This is a genomic window from Herbihabitans rhizosphaerae (assembly GCF_004216555.1).
GTDB lineage: Bacteria > Actinomycetota > Actinomycetes > Mycobacteriales > Pseudonocardiaceae > Herbihabitans > Herbihabitans rhizosphaerae.
Genome location: NZ_SGWQ01000004.1, coordinates 445086 through 464366 on the forward strand (window position 1 = coordinate 445086; position 19281 = coordinate 464366).

General features: G+C 69.4%; 20 protein-coding genes. 11 read left to right on the forward strand and 9 right to left on the reverse strand.

Going from position 1 to position 19281, the window contains the following annotated elements:
• Positions 1 to 68: 68 nt before the first annotated feature.
• Positions 69 to 725, reverse strand: coding sequence for a DNA-binding response regulator (locus EV193_RS15555; RefSeq protein ID WP_242613406.1), 657 nt, complete (start codon positions 723 to 725; stop codon positions 69 to 71).
• A gap of 95 nt (positions 726 to 820) precedes the next feature.
• Between EV193_RS15555 and EV193_RS15560 the strand changes: the two genes are divergently transcribed.
• Positions 821 to 1729 carry an oxidoreductase gene (locus EV193_RS15560; RefSeq protein WP_130344815.1) on the forward strand — a complete coding sequence of 303 codons (909 nt, stop codon included), beginning with the start codon at positions 821 to 823 and terminating at the stop codon, positions 1727 to 1729.
• Here EV193_RS15560 and EV193_RS15565 read toward each other — a convergent pair.
• Together EV193_RS15565 and EV193_RS15570 are read right to left on the reverse strand one after the other, a co-directional pair.
• Complete coding sequence (locus EV193_RS15565) at positions 1705 to 2607, reverse strand: NUDIX hydrolase (RefSeq protein ID WP_130344816.1); 903 nt, start codon at positions 2605 to 2607, stop codon at positions 1705 to 1707. The two genes, EV193_RS15560 and EV193_RS15565, sit on opposite strands and share 25 nt — an antisense overlap.
• 2 nt (positions 2608 to 2609) lie before the next feature.
• On the reverse strand, positions 2610 to 4718 hold the full coding sequence (locus tag EV193_RS15570; protein ID WP_242613424.1) for an RNA degradosome polyphosphate kinase: 2109 nt from the start codon (positions 4716 to 4718) through the stop codon (positions 2610 to 2612).
• 240 nt (positions 4719 to 4958) lie between these two features.
• Between EV193_RS15570 and EV193_RS15575 the strand changes: the two genes are divergently transcribed.
• Together EV193_RS15575 and EV193_RS15580 are read left to right on the forward strand one after the other, a co-directional pair.
• On the forward strand, positions 4959 to 6545 hold the full coding sequence (locus EV193_RS15575) for an LVIVD repeat-containing protein (protein WP_165401364.1): 1587 nt from the start codon (positions 4959 to 4961) through the stop codon (positions 6543 to 6545).
• 185 nt (positions 6546 to 6730) lie between these two features.
• Positions 6731 to 7606, forward strand: a complete 876-nt coding sequence (locus EV193_RS15580) for a DUF222 domain-containing protein (RefSeq protein ID WP_130344819.1) — start codon at positions 6731 to 6733, stop codon at positions 7604 to 7606.
• Between the two features lie 323 nt (positions 7607 to 7929).
• Here EV193_RS15580 and cofC read toward each other — a convergent pair whose 3' ends face one another.
• On the reverse strand, positions 7930 to 8565 hold the full coding sequence (cofC, locus tag EV193_RS15585) for a 2-phospho-L-lactate guanylyltransferase (protein WP_130344820.1): 636 nt from the start codon (positions 8563 to 8565) through the stop codon (positions 7930 to 7932).
• Between the two features lie 98 nt (positions 8566 to 8663).
• Here cofC and EV193_RS15590 point away from each other — a divergent pair, with 98 nt between their 5' ends.
• The 4 genes from EV193_RS15590 (at position 8664) to EV193_RS15605 (ending at position 11444) form a co-directional block, all read left to right on the forward strand.
• Positions 8664 to 9386, forward strand: a complete 723-nt coding sequence (locus EV193_RS15590; RefSeq protein ID WP_130344821.1) for a lysophospholipid acyltransferase family protein — start codon at positions 8664 to 8666, stop codon at positions 9384 to 9386.
• 6 nt (positions 9387 to 9392) lie between these two features.
• Complete coding sequence (locus EV193_RS15595) at positions 9393 to 10394, forward strand: NAD(P)H-dependent glycerol-3-phosphate dehydrogenase (RefSeq protein WP_130344948.1); 1002 nt, start codon at positions 9393 to 9395, stop codon at positions 10392 to 10394.
• Positions 10395 to 10489: 95 nt separating this feature from the next.
• A complete protein-coding gene (locus EV193_RS15600) occupies positions 10490 to 10708 on the forward strand; it encodes a hypothetical protein (protein WP_130344822.1) in 219 nt (72 codons plus the stop codon).
• Positions 10709 to 10979: 271 nt separating this feature from the next.
• Positions 10980 to 11444 carry a cysteine dioxygenase gene (locus tag EV193_RS15605; protein ID WP_130344823.1) on the forward strand — a complete coding sequence of 155 codons (465 nt, stop codon included), beginning with the start codon at positions 10980 to 10982 and terminating at the stop codon, positions 11442 to 11444.
• Between the two features lie 195 nt (positions 11445 to 11639).
• On the opposite strand, the gene EV193_RS15610 is transcribed toward EV193_RS15605, so the two are convergent.
• Positions 11640 to 12299, reverse strand: coding sequence for a pyridoxamine 5'-phosphate oxidase family protein (locus tag EV193_RS15610; protein ID WP_130344824.1), 660 nt, complete (start codon positions 12297 to 12299; stop codon positions 11640 to 11642).
• A 105-nt stretch (positions 12300 to 12404) separates the two neighbouring features.
• On the opposite strand from EV193_RS15610, the gene pdxR reads away from it, so the two are divergent.
• Both pdxR and EV193_RS15620 read left to right on the forward strand, forming a co-directional pair.
• Positions 12405 to 13787 (forward strand): MocR-like pyridoxine biosynthesis transcription factor PdxR, encoded by a 1383-nt coding sequence (pdxR, locus tag EV193_RS15615; protein WP_341273164.1) that lies wholly within the window; start codon positions 12405 to 12407, stop codon positions 13785 to 13787.
• A gap of 11 nt (positions 13788 to 13798) precedes the next feature.
• Entirely contained in the window at positions 13799 to 14899 is a 1101-nt protein-coding gene (locus tag EV193_RS15620; RefSeq protein ID WP_130344826.1) for a D-alanine--D-alanine ligase family protein, read from the forward strand.
• Between the two features lie 13 nt (positions 14900 to 14912).
• Here EV193_RS15620 and EV193_RS15625 read toward each other — a convergent pair whose 3' ends face one another.
• Positions 14913 to 15473 carry a DUF3515 domain-containing protein gene (locus EV193_RS15625; protein WP_130344827.1) on the reverse strand — a complete coding sequence of 187 codons (561 nt, stop codon included), beginning with the start codon at positions 15471 to 15473 and terminating at the stop codon, positions 14913 to 14915.
• A gap of 19 nt (positions 15474 to 15492) precedes the next feature.
• Positions 15493 to 15726 (reverse strand): Lrp/AsnC family transcriptional regulator, encoded by a 234-nt coding sequence (locus tag EV193_RS15630; protein WP_130344828.1) that lies wholly within the window; start codon positions 15724 to 15726, stop codon positions 15493 to 15495.
• Positions 15727 to 15833: 107 nt separating this feature from the next.
• On the opposite strand from EV193_RS15630, the gene EV193_RS15635 reads away from it, so the two are divergent.
• Together EV193_RS15635 and EV193_RS15640 are read left to right on the forward strand one after the other, a co-directional pair.
• Complete coding sequence (locus tag EV193_RS15635; RefSeq protein WP_242613407.1) at positions 15834 to 16799, forward strand: thiamine-phosphate kinase; 966 nt, start codon at positions 15834 to 15836, stop codon at positions 16797 to 16799.
• Positions 16800 to 16829: 30 nt separating this feature from the next.
• The gene (locus EV193_RS15640; RefSeq protein WP_130344830.1) at positions 16830 to 17333 is read left to right on the forward strand and encodes a GNAT family N-acetyltransferase; all 504 of its coding nucleotides are present in this window, start codon (positions 16830 to 16832) and stop codon (positions 17331 to 17333) included.
• On the opposite strand, the gene EV193_RS15645 is transcribed toward EV193_RS15640, so the two are convergent.
• Positions 17306 to 18259, reverse strand: a complete 954-nt coding sequence (locus EV193_RS15645; RefSeq protein WP_130344831.1) for a M28 family metallopeptidase — start codon at positions 18257 to 18259, stop codon at positions 17306 to 17308. The two genes, EV193_RS15640 and EV193_RS15645, sit on opposite strands and share 28 nt — an antisense overlap.
• 4 nt (positions 18260 to 18263) lie before the next feature.
• Complete coding sequence (locus EV193_RS15650) at positions 18264 to 19217, reverse strand: M28 family metallopeptidase (RefSeq protein WP_130344832.1); 954 nt, start codon at positions 19215 to 19217, stop codon at positions 18264 to 18266.
• Between the last annotated feature and the right edge of the window lie 64 nt (positions 19218 to 19281).

Consider the following 19281-nt stretch of genomic DNA (forward strand, 5'->3'; position numbering starts at 1 on the left):
TCCGCCGCGGCCAGCACCGGGCCGTCCACTGTGGACTCGAAGGAGAGTGCCCAGGTGCTCGGGATCGGCTACACCAAGCCGAGTTCGCGTGCTCGCACACCGGCTTGGAAGCGTGACTCGGCGCCCAGCGCGGACATCAGCTCGGCCACCCGGCGCCGGTAGGTGCGCACGCCGAGGTCGAGTGTCCTGGCGGCGGTCTCGTCCTTGACTCCGCGGCTGAGAAGGTCCAGCACCGCGGGCGCGAGCTGGCGGATCTCGGAGACCCTCGCGTCGTAAACGGCGAGATCGGTCGCCGACCGCCAGGCCGTCTCGAACAGCGACATCACTCCCTCGACGGTCTCGGGCTGGGTGATGACGCTGTAACTGCGCTGACCGGCGTTGAGGTTGCCGGCCAGGATCACGAGACGGCCGTCCATGATGATCGTCTCGTTGAGCTCGTCGGTGGTGATGCGAATCTGTGCCCCGAACCGGTCGCGCCTGTCCGCGAGTTCCCGCGCCGACACCGAGTCGAGCAGCACGCCGGACCGATAGATCTTGCGGACGCGCATGTCGCCGCACCGCCGTGCCACAGCTGCCGTGTGTTCGTCGGACCGGTGGTCGGTCACCCAGGTCGCGAGGTCGTTGGCGGCACACGCGAGGTCGGTCACGGTCGTGAACATGTGCCCGACTCGCTGGAACAGCTCCTGTTCACCGTGCACGACGGTCACCATGTCGTTCGTCCGCATACCATCGATTCTGCCCGTGCCGGAACGGCGGTGCCCAGTTCGGCAGGTTGTTGCCAATCCCGGACGGCGGGCCGTCGCGACGCGATTCTGGTGGCATGACGAATATCCAGAACGCGGGCACCTGGCAACTCGGCGATCGCACCATCAACCGGATCGGCCTCGGCGCGATGCGGTTGACCGGCATGCCCTGGGACGAGAAACCCAAGAGCCGCGAGGACGCGATCGCCGTGCTGCTCCGCGCCATCGAACTCGGTGTGAACCACATCGACACCGCGTCCTTCTACTTCACGCCTACTCGATCCGCGAACGAGTTGATCAGCACGGCGCTACAGCCCTACCCCGACGAGTTGGTGCTCACCACGAAGGTCGGCGCTGGCCGTTCCCGCGACGGCGAATTCGAATACGCGCGGCCCGACCAACTTCGTGGTCAGGTCGAGGAGAACATCCGCCAACTCGGCCTGGACCACCTCGACGTCGTGAACCTGCGCTGGGGAGCCGGAATGGGCAAGGAGCCCGGGTCGGTGGCCGAGCACTTCGGCGCGCTCGCGGACCTGCGCGACGCGGGCCTGATCCGCCACCTCGGCATCTCCAACATCGTGGCCGAACAGCTCACCGAGGCCATGGCGATCGCACCGGTGGTCTGCGTGCAGAACCGGTACGGCCTGACCAATCGGCAGGACGACGACCTGGTCGACCTGTGCGCCGAGCACGGCATCGCGTTCGTGCCCTTCTTCGCCGTCGCGACCTCGGTTCCCGGTGTCCCGCACGGAGGCCAGGACACCACGGGCCGGGCCGAGGTCGCCAAGGTCGCCGAGGCGCACAACGCCACCCCGGCACAGATCCGGCTCGCCTGGACCCTGCACCGCGGCCGGCACGTACTCGCCATCCCCGGCACCGGCGATCCCGCACACCTGGAGGAGAACATCGCGGCCGGCGATCTCCGGCTGAGCAGCGACGAGTTGGCTCTACTCGACGGTATTCACGGCAATGGAGTTGGCAGGTAGTCGGCGGCGGCCAGTCGCGGTCCGTCCACTGTGGACTCGAAGGAGAGCACCCAGGTGCTCGCCTTCTTCGACGGTATGTCGTGCATCCGGATTCCGGCCCGCACGGCGAGGCGGTTGACCAGGTCCGGGATCGCGCCGCCCTGGCTGCACACCACCGGCGTACCGCCGCGCCCGACGATCTCCAGAAAGCAGTCGACCGCGGTCCGCTCGTCGTGCCAGTAGCCCTCTTCGGACATCAGCCGCTCGTCGGTCACCGGAACGCCGAGCGCGTCGGCCACTGGCTGGACGGTCTGCACGCACCGCACCCTCGGCGCGGAGAACACCCGGTCGGCGCCGAACAGCGGCAGCATGCCCGCCAGTGCCCGCGCCTGCTCGTGGCCGACAGAGGTGAGCGGCCGCAACGAGTCGTCGTCCGTCCACTCGGAACGGCGACCCGCCTTGGCGTGCCGCACCAGCAGCACGATCGCCAACTCGGCCGGCAGCGCGCCGAACGCCTGCAACATCGACTCGTCGTGCGGGTAGCCGACCAGCCGCACCGCGTCGGCCGGCGACAGCCAGCGCAGCTCGTCCACTTCGTCGTTCGGCGCGAACTCGCCACCCGTGGCGTGCGCGGCGAAGTAGTCCACGGTCTTCGGGCCTGGCCGCGGCCGGGTCACGCTGTACTCGGCGCGGCCGAGCGACCGGCCGAGCACGACGTCGAAACCGGTCTCCTCGGCCACCTCGCGCACCGCGGCGGCGGGCACCGTCTCACCGTCGTCCAGCTTGCCCTTGGGCAGCGACCAGTCGTCGTACCGGGGCCGGTGCACCACGGCCACCTCCGGCTCGTCGCCGGCCATCCGCCACACCACCGCACCCGCGGCCCGGACCACGTCCGTCATGGTCACCCCTGGGCACGGTGCTTGGCGAGCAACTCCGCTTGGTGGTCTCTGACCGTCGAACCCCGAGCCGGGGAGGCCTCCCACTCGCCGTTGGCGCCGAGCACCCAGCACCGGGTGGTCGGATCGAGCGCGGAGTCGAACATCGTGTCGAGCTGGGCGGTCAGCGCCGGATCGGTCACCCGCACCTGCACCTCGACCCGCCGGTCCAGGTTGCGGTGCATCATGTCGGCGCTGCCGATCCAGTGCTCGCCGCAGCCGGCGAAGTGGAACACCCGCGAGTGCTCGAGGAACCGCCCGAGGATCGAGCGCACCGTGATGTTGTCCGACAGTCCGGCGATTCCCGGTTTCAGCGCGCAGATCCCGCGCACCACGATGTCGACCGGGACGCCCGCCTGCGACGCCCGGTACAGCGCGTCGATCACCTGCTCGTCCACCAGCGAGTTGACCTTGATCCGCACGCCGGCCTGCCGGCCGAGCCGCGCGTGCTCGATCTCGTCCTGGATCCGCTCGACGATGCCGCGGCGCACGCCGTACGGCGCGACCAGCAGGCTGCGGTAGGTGTCCTGCCGCGCGTACCCGGTGAGCACGTTGAACAGGTCGGTCAGGTCCGCGCCGATCGCCGGCTCGGCGGTGAGCAGGCCGATGTCCTCGTACAGCCGCGCGGTCTTCGGGTTGTAGTTGCCGGTGCCGATGTGGCAGTAGCGCCGGATGTTCGACCCTTCCTGGCGCACCACGAGCGCGGTCTTGCAGTGCGTCTTGAGACCGACCAACCCGTACACCACGTGCACGCCGGCCTTCTCCAGCGCGCGTGCCCACTTGATGTTGGCCTGCTCGTCGAACCGCGCCTTGATCTCCACCAGCGCCACGACCTGCTTGCCCGCCTCGGCCGCGTCGATCAGCGCGTCCACGATCGGCGAGTCGCCGGAGGTGCGGTACAGCGTCTGCTTGATCGCCAGCACCTTCGGGTCGATCGCCGCCTGCTCGATGAACCGCTGCACGCTCGTGGAGAACGAGTCGTACGGGTGGTGCACCAGCACGTCACCCTCGCGCAGCGCGGCGAACACGCTCTTGGGCGTCTCGCGCTCGCCGAACGCCGGGTGGGTGGCCGGCACCAGCGGCGAGTCCTTGAGTTCCTTGCGGTCCACGCCGTAGAGCTGCCACAGGCAGGACAGGTCGAGCAGCCCGTGCACGTTCACCACGTCGTGCGGGTCGACCTCCAGCTCGCGCAGCAGCAGCTCCAGCATGTGCTCGCTCGTGTCGGCGGCGACCTCCAGCCGCACCGGCGGGCCGAACCGCCGCTGGGCCAGTTCGCGCTCCAGCGCCTGCAGGAGGTCCTCGTCCCGGTCCTCCTCGACCTCGAAGTCCGCGTTGCGGGTGACCCGGAACGCGTGCACCTCGGTGACCTCCATACCGGTGAACAGCTCGCCGAGATGCGCGGCGATCAGCTCCTCCAGCGGCAGGAACACGGTGTCGTCGGCGCCGTTCACCGACACCAGGCGCGGCACGTTGTTGGGCACCTTGACCCGGGCGAACCGCTCGGTGCCGCCCTCCGGGTCGCGCACGGTGACCGCGAGGTTGAGCGACAGGCCGGAGATGTACGGGAACGGGTGCGCCGGGTCCACCGCGAGTGGCGTGAGCACCGGGAAGACCTGGTCGGAGAAGTAGTTGGACAGCCGCAGCTTCTCGTTGTCCTGCAGGTCCGACCAGCTCACGATCGTGATGCCGTGCTTGGCCAGCTCCGGCCGAATCCGCTCGTGGAACGCGGCCGCGTGCTGCTCGACCAGCTCCTGGTTGCGCTTGGAGATGTAGGCCAACTGCTCGCGCGGGGTGAGCCCGTCGGCGCTGCGGACCGACAGGCCGGTCTCGTCGCGGCGCTTCAGTCCGGCGACGCGGACCATGTAGAACTCGTCCAGATTGGACGCGAAGATCGCCAGGAACTTGGCGCGTTCGAGTAGCGGCTGGGAGGCGTCCTCGGCGAGCGCGAGCACGCGCGCGTTGAAATCGAGCCAGGACAGCTCGCGGTTCAGGTACCGGTCGTCGGGCAGATCGGTGGCCGCCACCGGCGTCACGGCCGGCGGCGCGGACGGCACGCCACGCTGCTCAGGCGGCACATCGGCGGGCGGCGGACTGGCCGGCGCGGCGGCAGCCGGCTCGGCCGTGCCGACGCTGGTCTGCCGACCGTCGTTGTTGTTGGTGGTACCCACGGGCACATTGTCTCCCACGAAGCCGAGTTCGCCACATGGCGACGCCCAGGCGTTGGGGTGAATTCCACTGGATGGTCGGTGTCCCAAGCTGAAACCAGCCTGAAGCGATGTTTGTCTGGACCAATACGCGGTGAGACGCTGATCACCATGAAACCGTTTCGGGCGGCCATGGTCGCCGCATTCGTGGGCTTCGTCGGGCTCGGCGGAGTGGGGACGGCCGGTGCCGTCCAGAATCCGGCGCCGCCACCCGCGCCGGCTCCGGCCGAGGACAAGGCGCCGCCGCCGGCATCGGCCAACGTGCGCATGGTGCACCAGGTGCCGAACACCGTCGGCGGGCTGTCGTTCAACTTCACCACCGTGGGTGGGCGCGACGTCATGCTGCTGTCCGGCGAGACCGGACTCAAGAGCTTCGACGTGTCCACTCCGGACAAACCGGTGGAACTCGATCACGTCACCAACCAGGAGCTGGCCCTGCCCGGCGACAAGCCGACGGCGGACAATTTCTGGGAGAACGAGGACGTCGAGATCGACCACAAGCGCAAGCTCGTCTTCATGGCGCGCGAACGCAACGCGCTCGGTGTCCCGCCCGGCCCGAACCGTCCGACCGGCGTGTACATCCTGTCCTTCGCGGATCCGGCGAATCTCAAGGTGATCAGCTGGGCGCCGATGGGCACCGGTCACACGACCAGTTGCGTCAACGACTGCCGGTACCTGTGGACGGCCGGATCGGACGGCGGGCCGGTTCCTCCGGACATCTACCAGCAGACCGGCAAGATCTTCGTCACCGACATCCGCGACCCCGCGCACCCGGTGACCTCGGACGTGTACGTCGACACGAACCGCAACCAGGGCCAGCCGCACATGACCCACGACGTCCAGGTGGACGCGCAGGGCGTGGCGTGGGTGGCCGGCACCGGCGGTACTCGCGGCTACTGGACCGACGGCCTGCGCTGGGATCCGGTCCAGCACCGCCTCCGCTTCGCCACCGCGACGCACCCGGTGCCGTTCGCCGGCGGCGCGTCGCCGAAGCCGGACATGCCGACCGCGTTCAGCCACAACTCGTTCCGCCCGGTCGGCTCGACGCTGCACGACGGGCCGATCCCGTCGCGGCAGACGCCGCCGGGCAGTCTCGTGCTGGCCACCGAGGAGGCGTTCTCCCAGACCTGCCAGGACAAGGGCCGGCTGGTGATCTCCTCGCTGCGCGGCTCTCATGACGGTGACTCGTGGCGGGCCACGCCGGAGCAGCCGTACTACATGGACACCGTGGGGATCTGGTCGCCGCACGATCAGGACGGGACTGGTCCGATTCCGAAGAACGCGTGCTCGGCGCACTATTTCGACGTGAAGGATCGGGTTGTGGTGCAGTCGTACTACATGCAGGGGACTCGGTTCATCGACGTCTCCGATCCGCGCAATCCTCGGCAGATCGCGTACTGGCGGCCGGAGGGGGCGCAGTCGTTCACGCCGAAGTGGTACAAGGGGTTCGCGTTCGTGGCGGACTGGACGCATGGGATGCAGATTTTGCAGCTGACGCCTGGGGCTTCGACGGCGATGGCTGCTCAGGAGGAGGTCGTGCTTCGGTTGTCGCCTGGGCAGGCTAAGCCGGTGGTGGCGGCTCGGGATGGTGATCGGCCGCGGGTGCCGGTGCGGCCGGTGGTGCCGGATCCGGTTTGGGGGATGGCTTGTCCTATGGCGGGTCGGCCTTGCGAGCCGGGTTCTCTTTCGTGCTGTTAGTGCACTTTGTGCGTTTTGGCTGCCGCGGCGGTCGCCGGTTGGTGTGACACAGTGCGCGGGTGTTCCGGCGACCGCCTTGCCAACGGGATTTGGGCACGCCTTTTGCTTTGTGGGTCACCTTAATGGGTGACGTTTTTGGGGCTGGGCGGCGGTAGGATTGTGGTGTGTTGGTAATAGGTGAGGAAATGTCTTGGGACGCGGTTCTTGTAGCCGCGCCTCGGGTATTTGGCGAGCCTGAGTTTGATTTTAGCGATGGGCTGTTTTCGCCGGATGAGGCGAGCACGGTGGCGGAGTTGGAGATTGTTGAGCGGGATAAGGCTGCGTTGTGTGCTGATGAGGTTCGGCTGCTCGCCCGGTACAACCAGCTGCGGGGTGGGGTCGAGAACGTCTCTGAGGAGATCGGGCAGGCGTTGAAGTGGTCACCGGGGCACGCTTCGCATCAGGTGGTGATGGCTGAGGCGTTGGTGACTCGGCTGCCGCAGACCCTGTCCGCGTTGGGGCGGGGTGTGATTGATTGGGCGAAGGCTCGGGCGATGTATGAGGTGACGCGGCCGTTGTCGGATGAGGACGCTGCCCGGGTGGAGGCGGGTGTGTTGGTGGATGCGCCGGATTACTACACCCGGTTTCAGCGCAAGGTGCGCTATTGGGTGAACAAGGTCGACCCCGACGGGGCCGAACAGCGCCGCAAAGACCGGTGTGTCACCTTCACGCAGGACGACGACGGCGAGGCCTTCCTCGGCATCCGAGGACCGGTCGAACAGTTGTATCCCGCGTATGTGCGGATCGATCAACACGCGCGGCGGTTGAAGCAGCAGGGCGACGCGCGCAGCCTGGATAATCTGCGGTTCGATGTCGCGATGGATCACTTGTGCGGGGAGAACCAGTCGCACATCAAGACGATTGTGTGGGTGACCGTGCCGCACACCACGCTGTTGGGTGTGATGACAAGCCGGGTGAGCTATTCGGCGTCGACACACTCCCCGCGCAAGTCGTGCGCAAGTTGGCCGCCGACGAGAAATCGACGTGGCGGCGAATTCTCTATGATCCGGCGAGCGGGGTGATCACTGATGTGGGCAGGAAGCGGTATCCGCCGGCGGCGATGGCCGAGAATGTGCGATTGCGGTTCCGCCGATGTACTCATCCCGGGTGTGACAGGCCGGCCACACGGTGCCAGATCGATCACACTCTCCGGCACGCGGATCATGGCCGCACCTGTTTGTGCAATCTGAACCCACGCTGCGAACGGCACAACCTGTGCAAGGAGAAGCCTGGCTGGCAGGTCGAACAACCCGAACCGGATGTGGTGATCACCCGCAGCCCATTGGGACACGAAGTCGCCGTCCGCGCCGAGCCGATCGCCGATCCGGACCCGCCACCCTTCTGATCAGCGCGCCGGCGAGTACACCGCCGCCGTGTGCTCGCCGAGGCCGAGTGCACTGGCGGCGGCCAGATCCTCGGCGGTGTCCACGTCCCGGCGCAGCGACGGCCACGAGCCGGTCAGCTCCACCGCGCCGGACTCCGCGTGCGCCAACGCCGAGGCGTCGCCGAACCTCGGGTCCAGTGGCTCGCCGGGCGCCGCGATCAACAACGTGGTGCCGACGCCGTGGTGGTCGGCGCAGTAGGCGCGCCGGCCGGCTGCCGACGCCAGTGCTTCGCCGAGTTCGGTGGGCCGGAGTGCGGGGAGGTCGGCTTGCAGGGCTCCGACGATCACCGCGCCTCGGCCTCGGTCACGCAGCACCTGCTCGCCGTGGCGCAGGGCCGCGTTCAGATCAGTGGCGGTGCCCTCGTCGACGAAATCGACTCCGTGCTCGCGCAGCCGCTGGGTCAGCGCATGATCGTCCGTCACCACGAGCACTCGGCCGACACCGAGCGCACGCCGCGCCGCCGTCACGGTGTCCAGCACCATGGCCGTCACCAGTCCCGCGTGTCCGCCGACGGGAGCGGGGTACCCGTCACGCAGACGTGACTTCGCGCGGCTGAGCGGCTTGACCGCGAGCAGCACGTCGACGGTGTGTTTCACATGACCATCCTCGCTGATCGGAGGCACCCGCGTGGACAGCGGCCGTGTGCCGCAGGGAGACTCACCGGGATCACACTGTCACCGCGAGGAGGAGCCAGTTGGGCAAGCGCGAGAAGGGCGGATTCTGGGTCGGCGCTGCCGCCGTCCTCTTCTACCCGCTGACGTGGATGGGCAAGAGCGTCTACCGCGACACGGAGCGGATCCCGCGCGACGGGGCGGCACTCCTCGTCATGAACCATGTCTCGCACCTGGACCCCGCGGTGGACGCGGTCTTCGTGCACCGCAACAAGCGGGTGCCGCGATTCCTCGCGAAGGACAGCCTGTTCCGCGTACCGATCTTCGGCAAGATCCTCGGCGGCTCCGGCGGCATCCCCGTGTACCGGGGCACGGCCAGCGCGCAGGAGAGCCTGAGGGCCGCACACGAGGCGCTGGCCAACGGCAAGCTCGTGCTGATCTACCCCGAAGGCACCATCACCAAGGACCCGGACGGGTGGCCGATGCGCGCCCACACCGGCGTCGCCCGGCTGGCGCTGCAGAACGACATCCCGGTCGTCCCCGCCGCGCGTTGGGGCACCAACCACATCTGGAACGGCTACACCAAGAAGTTCCGCCCGCTGCCGCGCAAGAAGCTCTACACCTCGGTCGGCGATCCCATCGACCTCTCCGAGTACCGCAACCGCCCGGTCACCAACGAGGTGCTGCGCGAGGTCACCGACCTGATCATGACACGGGTGCGGGACCTGCTCGGCGAGATCAGGCACGAGCCGGTGCCCGAGGCGTTCTACCGGCCCTCGGCCAAGCGCGAGAAAGACAAGGACTGAGCCGTGCTGGAGCGGATCGCGGTACTCGGCGCCGGGTCGTGGGGCACGGCGTTCGCCAAGGTGCTCGCCGACTCCGGCCGTGACGTCGTGCTGTGGGCGCGCCGCCCCGAAATCGCCGAGGCGATCAACACCCGCCGGGAGAACGCCGACTACCTGCCCGGGATCCGGCTGCCCGGCAAGCTGGTGTCCACATCGGACGCGGCGGTCGCGCTGGACGGCGCCGACGCGGTCGCACTCGCCGTACCGAGCCAGACCCTGCGGCACAACCTGGAGACGTGGAAACCCTTGCTGCCCAAGGGATCCACGCTCGTCAGTCTGGCCAAGGGCGTGGAACTCGGCACCCTCAAGCGGATGAGCGAGGTGATCACCGAGGTGGCCGGCGTCGGCGAACACGAGGTCGCCGTGGTCACCGGGCCGAACCTGGCGCCGGAGATCGCCCAGGAGCAGCCCACCGCCGCCGTGATCGCGTGCGTCGACCACGACCGGGCGGTCGAACTGCAGGAGGCGTGCACCACCGGCTACTTCCGCCCGTACACCAACACCGACGTGATCGGCTGCGAGCTGGGCGGCGCGTGCAAGAACGTGATCGCGCTGAGCTGCGGCATGGCCACCGGCCTCGGGTTCGGCGACAACACGATCGCCACGCTGATCACCCGAGGGCTGGCCGAGACCGCCCGTCTGGGCGCGGCACTCGGCGCCGACCCGCTCACCTTCGCCGGGCTCGCCGGGCTGGGCGACCTGGTCGCGTCGTGCTCGTCGCCGCTGGCCCGCAACCGCAGCTTCGGCGAGCGGCTCGGCCGCGGCGAGACGCTGGAGCAGGCGCTGGAGGCCGCGCACGGACAGGTCGCCGAGGGCGTGAAGTCGTGCTCGTCGATCAGGGCGCTGGCGCTTCGGCACGGCGTGGAGATGCCGATCACGGACGTGGTACACCGGGTGTGTCACGACCAGCTCGACCCGAGGACTGTCGCCGGCGAGCTGATCGGTCGCAAGACCAAGCCGGAGCGGTAGCGGGTAACCGGCCCGGGAGGGGTCCCTGGTCGGTGCGGCCATGCTGGTGACGTCGGATCGGACAGCCGAGGAGCCGCGCCCGTGGGGATGTCACCGTGCCGGTGTCGGCGCGGTACTGCACGACATCGCGACCGCGGAGCTGTACCGCGACAACGGTTTCCGGCTCAGCGGCCTGCCGGTCGCCGAGGGCCGGCGGGCCGTCGACAGCGGGCAGCCGGAGCGCCTGCGCGATCAACATGCAGTTGCTCGACCAGCTCGACGAGAGCGCCCCGCGCGTCGGCGACCCGTTCAGCACGGTGGAGCTGTTCGGCTAGCGCCCGCGAGTCCCACGCCCTGCACCGGCGAGTCCCGCGCTGTGCACTGGCGAGTCCCGCGCTGTCTCAGCACGTGGACTCCGTTTGACCGCAGGTGGGGCGGCTGTTTGGATACGCGGCATGTTGCTGCGCGCCATGAGCGACCGGCGAGGTCACATCGACCTGGGCCGGGTTGCCAGCGCGCTGTGTCTCTGTCGGTGATCCCAGCCGTCCTTCGGCTCGCCGGCGTGTCCGGCGGTGCCGGCCAGCAACATCATCGAGAGAGTCTCCCGTGTTCTCCGTTCCCGAAAACACCATTGCCGCGACGAGCACCGGCGCGGCCAGCCACCCCGTCCTGACCGCCCACGCGTTCGCCGAGGATCGCGCGCGCTGGGCCCACCTGCTGCGCTACGACCCCGACGAGCGGTTCAGCGCACTCGTCGAGCACACCGACGAGCACGAGGTGTGGCTGATGAGCTGGCTGCCCGGCCAGGGCACCGACCTGCACGACCACGGCGAGGCGACCGGCGCGTTCACCGTCGTCTCCGGCGTGCTCACCGAACGGGTGGCCCGCCGGGGCGCCGAGGTGCTGCACACGCTGTCCACCGGCCAGTCGCGGGTGTTCGCGCCGAACTACGTGCACCAGGTGACCAATGCCGGTGTGGACCCGGCGATCACCATCCACGTGTACCGGTCCGAGCGGCGGATGACGAGCTACCGGGACGCGCTGACCGGCCCGGAACCCGTTGACAGTTAAGAACATGTCTGAGAACTGCGCCGAGGTCGGCCTGAGAAGGCGAGGGCGACCGCCGCCACGCCGAAGGCGTCTCTAGCAACCACCCACGAAACCCAGCCCACCACCTCCGGACGCAACTATCCGAGCAAAGCGACCACAAGCCCGTTTCGGCGGAGCCGAACGAGCGGCGGCCTTGCCCGAGTTATCAGACACCAGTTAAGGCTTTTCTCGCGTAGTGACGTGTGAAGGCACGTCGGTCGGGGACGCGAGATCTGGAGCGGGAACAGGTGCGCCCCATGCCCGGCGCAGCGGAAGCACGCCTGCCCACACGCCTTCCGTGGTGACATCCTCTGGTTCGTCGACGGGGTCGCCGTCGCGGATCTTCACCGCGGCCTCGCCGAGGTCGAGAGCCAGCACCGCGGTCTTGGCGAGCTCGACCTTCGACGGCTGTCGTGCGTGGTCCCACGAACCCGGCGCGAGGTGTTCGGTGATCACGCGCAGACCATGCAGCTTCGCGTCCCGGTCGGTCAGCACCTTCGGCTTGCCGTGCACCACCGCGGACCGGTAGTTGACGGAGAAGTGGAAGACCGAGCGGGCGTAGACGACCCCGTCCAGCAGGGTCACGTTGACGCACAGTTCCGTCTCCGCGCCGAGCCGCAGACTGAGTGCCCCGGTGGAACCGTGGAGATACAGCGTCTCGCCGTCGCGGCCGTAGCCGGTGGGGAGTACCACCGGCGCGCCGTCCGCGACGAACGCCAGATGGCAGACGAGCCCCGCGTCGAGCACGGAGTACAACGCACGGCGGTCTGTCACCGCTCGGTTCTTGCCGCGACGAATCGTGCTGCGGTCGGTCGGGGAGAGCGGCTCGGTGGTCACAACTGCTAGCGTCGGACGCGAAGTGGCATCAAGCTAGTGCCACTGTTGTCGAGTTTCGAAAGGCCACTCGTCGTGTCGCGTCCCGATCCCACCGCCGCTCCGACGTTGCCCGTAACACTCGACCGCGAGACCCCGACGCCGCTGGCCGTGCAGCTCGCCGACGCCGTGCGGGACGCCGCGGCGGACGGCCGGCTGCGCAGTGGCGACCGGCTGCCGTCCACCCGCTCGCTGGCCGAACAGCTCGGCGTGAGCCGGACCGTCACCGCCGCCGCCTACGAGCAACTGCACGCCGAGGGGTGGATCGCCGGCCGGCACGGGTCCGGCACCTACGTCACCACCGAGCCGCCGGGCGCGCGCCGGCAGCGTGCCCGGCGAAGCGAACCGAAGCCGGTCATGGCCGACGCGATCGACCTGACCCCGGGATCGCCATGGGTCGGCGGGGTGGACAAGGCGGCGTGGCGGCGGGCCTGGCGCGCGGCGGCCGACCTGTCGCCGTTACGCCGGCCCGAGCGCGCCGGACTGCCGGCCTACCGTGCGGTTGTTGCGGAACACCTGTTGCGGCACAGGGGATTGCGCGTCGGAACGTCCGAAGTGGACACTCCGGCCGAGTCGGTACTGGCGACCGGCGGCACCAGTTCCGCGGTGGCCGAGCTGGGCGCCTCGGTACTCCGCCAGGGCGACACCGTGGCCGTCGAGGAGCCGGGCTACCAGCGGGCGGTCGGCGCGCTGCGGGCCGCCGGGATCACGGTTATCCCGACCGAGGTGGACGACGCCGGGCTGGTCGTTGACGCGGTGCCGGCGAACACCCGCGCGGTGTACTGCTCGCCCGCGCACCAGTACCCGCTCGGCGGGCGGATGTCGGCCAGCCGCCGGGTCGCCCTGGTCGAGCGCGCGCGCCGCGAGGGGTGGCTGGTGATCGAGGACGACTACGACGGCGAACTGCGCTACGACGTGGCCCCGCTGCCGCTGCTGGCCGCGCTCGCGCCCGACGTGGTGGTGCACCTCGGCACCACGAGCAAGATCCTCACGCCCACGCTCGGCATCGGCTGGATGGTCGGCCCGCCGGCGGTGATCGCCGAGGTGCTGGCCTACCGGGAGACCACCGGCACCGGGCCGGCGGCGGCCGGTCAGCAGGTGCTGGTCGAGCTGGCCAGGCACGGCGACCTCGGGCGGCACCTGCGGCGGCTGCGGCGCGAGCTGTCCGAGCGGCGGGTGCTGATCGTGGACGCGCTGCGAGCCGGGGGAGTGTCGGTACTCGGCGACGACGCGGGCGCGCACGTCGTGCTCCCGATGCCGACCGAGGCGGCCGAGCGGGAGCTGTTGCGGCGGGCCCGGCGACGCGGCCTGCTGCTCGACGGGCTCGCGCGCCACCACGCCGGCCGCTCGGTCCGCTACGGCATCGCGCTCGGATACGCGGCCTGCTCGCGGGAGGAGCTGACCCAGGCCGTCCCGACGCTGGTGGAACTCGTCCGGGAGGCGGGCGGGTAGGGTCGTGCTCCATGACCGAGCGGGAAAACTCCAAGATCAGGGTGGCTGTCGTGTTCGGCGGCCGCAGCACCGAGCACTCGATCTCCTGCGTGTCGGCAGGCAGTGTGCTGGCCAATCTGGACCCCTCACGGTTCGAGATCCTGCCCGTCGGAATCACGCCGGAAGGCTCGTGGGTGCTCGGTTCGAGCGACCCCAAGGAGCTGGAGCTGCGCGACAAGCAGCTCCCCGCGGTGTCCCCGGGCACCGCGCTCACCCTGCCCGCCGATCCGACGTCGACCAACCTCGTGGTGCTGGAGCAGGGCCGCGAGGGTGAGGTCCTGTCCAAGGTGGACGTGGTGTTCCCGGTGCTGCACGGCGCCTACGGCGAGGACGGCACCATCCAGGGCCTGCTGGAGATGGTCGGCCTGCCCTACGTCGGGGCCGGCGTGCTGGCCAGCGCCGCCGCCATGGACAAGGAGTTCACCAAGAAGCTGCTGATCGCCGAGGGGCTGCCGGTCGGACGTTACGAGGTCGTCCCGCGCGGACAGTCCACATTGGACGATCAAGCCCGGGATCGCTTGGGGCTGCCCGTTTTCGTGAAGCCGGCGCGCGCCGGATCGTCGCACGGGATCACCAAGGTGACCGACTGGGCCGACCTGGACGAGGCGATCGCCACCGCACGCGCGATCGACCCGAAGGTGCTCGTGGAGGCGGCGATCGTCGGCCGTGAGGTGGAGTGCGGCGTGCTGGAGTTCCCCGACGGGCGGGTGGAGGCGTCGCTGCCCGCGGAGGTGCGGATCACCGAGGGCGCGGAGTTCTACGACTTCGAGACCAAGTACCTCGACGAGGGCCTGCAGCTGGACATCCCGGCCAAGCTGGACGACGACGTGGTGGAGAACCTGCGCGCGGTGGCCGTCCGGGCATTCCGCGCGCTGGACTGTGCCGGTCTCGCCAGGGTGGACTTCTTCGTCGGCGAGAACGGCGAGCTGACCGTCAACGAGCTGAACACCATGCCCGGCTTCACCGCCACCTCGGCCTACCCGAAGATGTGGGCGGTCACCGGCGTGGACTACCCGACGCTGCTCGCCACGATGATCGACACCGCGATCGCGCGCGGTACCGGCCTGCGCTGATCACCTTCGCTGATCACCTTCGTGGGGGCAGCGCCCGCCCGAGTGCGGTCGACACGTCCTGCAGCACGCCCGTGCCGGCGGTGGGCGGCACGGTCAGCACCACGAACACCGCGCGGTCCACGGCCCAGAACGTGGTGGCGTCCTCACGGCTCACCGGCAGCCAGCGCACCCCGTTGACCTCGCGCAACGCCGAGGTCGGCGTCAACTCGGCCGGACGGTCCAACCCGCAGCGCAGGATCGCCGGATCACCGGTCGGCGTGCCCCAGGCGGCGGTCGCGCGCGGTGCCGGCTCGGCGAGCGGCAGCCGCGGCCACTGCTCGCCATTGCTCACCACGACAGCCGGCAGTGCCGGCAGCAGGCTCGCGCAGTCCGGTGAATCGGCGGCCGGCGCGGGCACCGGCACCACGGGCAGCGGGCCGGTGCGGGGCGGCTTCTGGGTCGGTGACGGCGGCGCGGCGTTCTCGTCGCCACCGCTCACCTGCGCCGCGATCACCACACCGACGGCCAGCAGGACGGCGAGCCCGAGCGCGGTGAGCACCGCGGTGCGCGGGAACGCCTGCTCTCGATCAGCCACGCCGCAACTACAGCACGCGTCAGAGGTGGACCACCGGGCAGGTCAGTGTCCGGGTGATCCCGTCCACGTTCTGGATCCGCGCGACCACGAGCTGGCCGAGCTGGTCGACGTTGTCGGCCTCGGCCCGCACGATCACGTCGTAGGGCCCGGTGACATCCTCCGCGGTGGTGACCCCGGGAATGTCGCCGATCTCGGCGGCGACCGCGGCGGCCTTGCCGACCTCGGTTTGAATCAGGATGTATGCATGGACCACGGCGCGCCCCTTCGTCTGTACAGGTCTGCTCAAGGTAGGAACGTGACCAGCAACGTACCGCAGTAATGGATCGACCGGCGATTCACAATCTGTCATCGGAGGCAGTCGTGCGACCCGAGGACCGCGAGGCGCCGGAAACCGTCGCCGATCTTGGTGAGTTCAACCTCATTCGCCGGGTCACCTCCGGGCGCACACAGCCGGCCGCGACGCTGCTCGGGCCGGGCGACGACGCGGCGGTCGTGGTCGCCTCCGACGGGCGGGTCGTGGCGAGTACGGACGTTCTGGTCGAGGGCGTGCACTTCCGGCTCGACTGGTCGACTCCCGAGCAGGTCGGACGCAAGGCGGTGGCGGTCAACCTGGCCGACGTGGCCGCGATGGGTGCCACGCCGAGCGGGCTCTTGATCGGCTTGGCCTGTCCGTCCAGCACCCCGACCGCGATGATCGATGAGCTGACCACCGGCCTGTGGCACGAGGCGGCTCGCGCCCGGGTCGGCCTGGTCGGCGGCGACGTGGTGCGCTGCGACACGCTGGTGATCTCGATCACCGCGCTGGGCGATCTGCAGGGCCGCGAGCCGGTGACCCGGGCCGGCGCGATGCCCGGCGACGTGGTCGCGGTGGCCGGCCGGCTCGGCTGGGCGGCGGCGGGGCTTGCCGTGCTGGGCCGGGGTTTCCGCTCGCCGGTGAGCGTGGTGAGCGCGCACCGGTCGCCGGAGCCGCCGTATCCCGCCGGCCCGCAGGCGGCCGAGGCGGGCGCCACCTCGATGATCGACGTGTCCGATGGGCTGCTCGCCGATCTCGGGCACGTCGCCGAGTCGTCCGGGGTGGGCATCGACGTGCAGACCAAGCTGCTCGAGGTGCACCAGAGACTGATCGACGTGTCCTCCGCGCTGGGCGCCGACCCGCGAAACTGGGTGCTCACCGGGGGAGAGGACCACGCGCTGGCCGCGACGTTCCCCGGGCCGGACGCCGTGCCGCAGGGCTGGCGCACGATCGGCACCGTGCGGCGCGGCAAGGGCGTGACCGTGGACGGCGAGACCTACGAGGGCCGATCCGGCTGGGAACATTGGCGGTAATTCAGTGGACTCGTGAGGCATAATCTCTGTATGGATATTCAGGCCGTTGCATACACGCACACTGATGCTGTCGCGCTGATCGCTCAGGTGCAGCAGGAGTACGTGATCCGCTACGGCGAGCAGGACGCGACGCCGGTCGATCCCGCGCAGTTCGCGCCGCCGCTGGGGCTGTTCCTGGTCGGGTATCTCGACGGCGAGGCGGTGGCGTGCGGCGGCTGGCGGCGGCCGGCCGACACCGCGAACTCACTGCCCGGTGACGTCGAGCTGAAGCGGATGTACGTCGCGCCGCAGGCCAGAAACCGTGGTCTGGCAAGGGAAATCCTCGCCGCGCTGGAGCGCACCGCGACCGAGGCTGGGCACACGCGGCTGATCCTGGAGACCGGCGACCAGCAGCCGGAGGCGATCAAGCTCTACACCTCGGCCGGCTACACCGAGGTGGTCGGCTTCGGCACGTACAAGGACTACTCCTCGGCCGTCCACCTCGGCAAGCTGCTGGTCGTGTCGGATCAGCCGGCCAACGCCCAGACCGCGTAGGCGATCGCGTCGCTGTTGCGGTCCAGTGCCTGCTCGCTGATGTTGGCCTTGGTGTCGCAGGCTTGGTGGTAGCACGGGTCGTAGGGCTCGCCGGCCTTGCCGCCCCACTTCTGCGCCTGCTCGGCGGTCATCTCGTTGTCCGTGCCGGTGAACAGGCCGCTGATCGGGATACCTGCCCGGGAGAACGGGGCGTGGTCGGACACTGAGCCCTTCCGTACCGGCTGGGCCTCGACGCCCTTGCTCGACAGGCCCTCCTGGAGCACCTTCCGCAGATCGTCCGAGCCGGTCGGATGGCCCTCGCCCGAGTACACGAAGTAGCCGGGATTCGGCGAGCCGATCATGTCGAAGTTCAGGTACGACTTGATCTTGTCTTTGTCGCCGCTCGGCAGCTTCTGGACGTAGTGCGACGACCCGATCAGGCCGAGTTCCTCGGCACCCCACCAGCCGAAGCGCACGTGTTTGGCCGGTGTGAACTGCTCGTTCGCCACCGCGAGCGCGACTTCGAGCAGGCCGGCCGATCCGGAGCCGTCGTCGTTGATTCCGGGACCTCGGGTAACCGAGTCCAGGTGCGCGCCGGCCATGATCACGTTGTTCTCGTCGCCGCCGGGCCAGTCGGCGATCAGGTTGTAGCCGGTGGCGCCGTTGTACTGGAATTCCTGCACGGCCGTGGTGAAGCCGGCGGCGTCCAGCTTGCCCTTCACGTAATCGAGCGATGCCTTGTGACCCGGACGGCCGTGGGCGCGATTGCCGCCGTTGGCGTCGGCGATCTTCTGCAGTTCGCCGAGATGGGCCTGCACGTTGGCCACCGCGATGTCCGGTGCGGCAACGGTTCTCGGTATCTCGGCGGCGGCCTGCTGGCCGACGAGCAATGCGCCGGCCAGCAGCACGCCGAGGCCGCCGGAGATCAGGGCCCGGTTGTTTCGCACCGGATCAGCCGGCCAGCGTCCAGACCGCGTGCGCGATCACGTCGCTGTTGGCGTCCAGCGCCTTCTCGTTGATGTTGTCCTTGGTGTCACAGGACTGGTGGTAGCACCGGTCGTAGGCCTGACCGGCCTGGCCGCCCCACTTCTGCGCCTGCTCCGAGGTCATCTGCCCCTCGGCGCCGGTGAACAGCCCGCCGACCGGGATGCCCGCCCTGGCGAACGCCGCGTGGTCGGAGCGCCCGCCGAGCTCGGTCAGCTCGGACTGCACGCCCTTGTCGCTCATGCCCTTCTCCAGCAGCTGCTGGATCTCGACCGAGCCGCTGGGTGCGTCGGCGCCCTCATAGACGAAGTAGCCGGCGTTCGGCGAGCCGATCATGTCGAAGTTCAGGTACGACTTGATCTTGTCCTTGTCGCCGCTGGACAGCTTGTCGACGTAGTGCGAGGACCCGATCAGGCCCAGCTCCTCTGCGCCCCACCAGGCGAAGCGCAGGTGGTTGGCCGGCTTGAGCTGCTGCTGGGAGACCGTCAGCGCGACCTCGAGGATGCCGGCGGTGCCGGATCCGTTGTCGTTGATGCCGGGACCGCGGGTGACCGAGTCCAGGTGCGCGCCGGCCATGATCACGTTGTTCTCGTCGCCGCCGGGCCAGTCGGCGATCAGGTTGTAGCCGGTGCCGCCGTTGTACTGGAACTCCTGCACCGCCGTGGTGAAGCCGGCTGCGTCGAGCTTGCCCTTCACGTAGTCGAGGGATGCCTTGAACCCGGGCTTGCCGTGGGCCCGGTTACCACCGTTGGCGTCGCCGATCTTCTGCAGCTCACCGAGATGGGCCTGCACGTTCGCCACCGGGATGTCCGGCGCGGCAACGGTTTTCGGCGATTCGGCCGCGGCCTGCTGGCCGACGAGCAATGCTCCGGTCAGGAGCACCCCGGCGCCAAGGGAGACGAGGGTGCGATTCACTCGCATGGGACGGTCCTCCACGTGTCAGTGATGCTGGTCACTGATGGTGAATTGCCCGATCACCCGCCGG

Coding starts and splice junctions, on each gene's coding strand:
- EV193_RS15555 (WP_242613406.1), bottom strand. CDS start 725: ATGCGGACGAACGACATGGTGACCGTCGTGCACGGTGAACAGGAGCTG.
- EV193_RS15560 (WP_130344815.1), top strand. CDS start 821: ATGACGAATATCCAGAACGCGGGCACCTGGCAACTCGGCGATCGCACC.
- EV193_RS15565 (WP_130344816.1), bottom strand. CDS start 2,607: ATGACGGACGTGGTCCGGGCCGCGGGTGCGGTGGTGTGGCGGATGGCC.
- EV193_RS15575 (WP_165401364.1), top strand. CDS start 4,959: ATGAAACCGTTTCGGGCGGCCATGGTCGCCGCATTCGTGGGCTTCGTC.
- EV193_RS15580 (WP_130344819.1), top strand. CDS start 6,731: ATGTCTTGGGACGCGGTTCTTGTAGCCGCGCCTCGGGTATTTGGCGAG.
- EV193_RS15620 (WP_130344826.1), top strand. CDS start 13,799: ATGACCGAGCGGGAAAACTCCAAGATCAGGGTGGCTGTCGTGTTCGGC.
- EV193_RS15640 (WP_130344830.1), top strand. CDS start 16,830: ATGGATATTCAGGCCGTTGCATACACGCACACTGATGCTGTCGCGCTG.
- EV193_RS15650 (WP_130344832.1), bottom strand. CDS start 19,217: ATGCGAGTGAATCGCACCCTCGTCTCCCTTGGCGCCGGGGTGCTCCTG.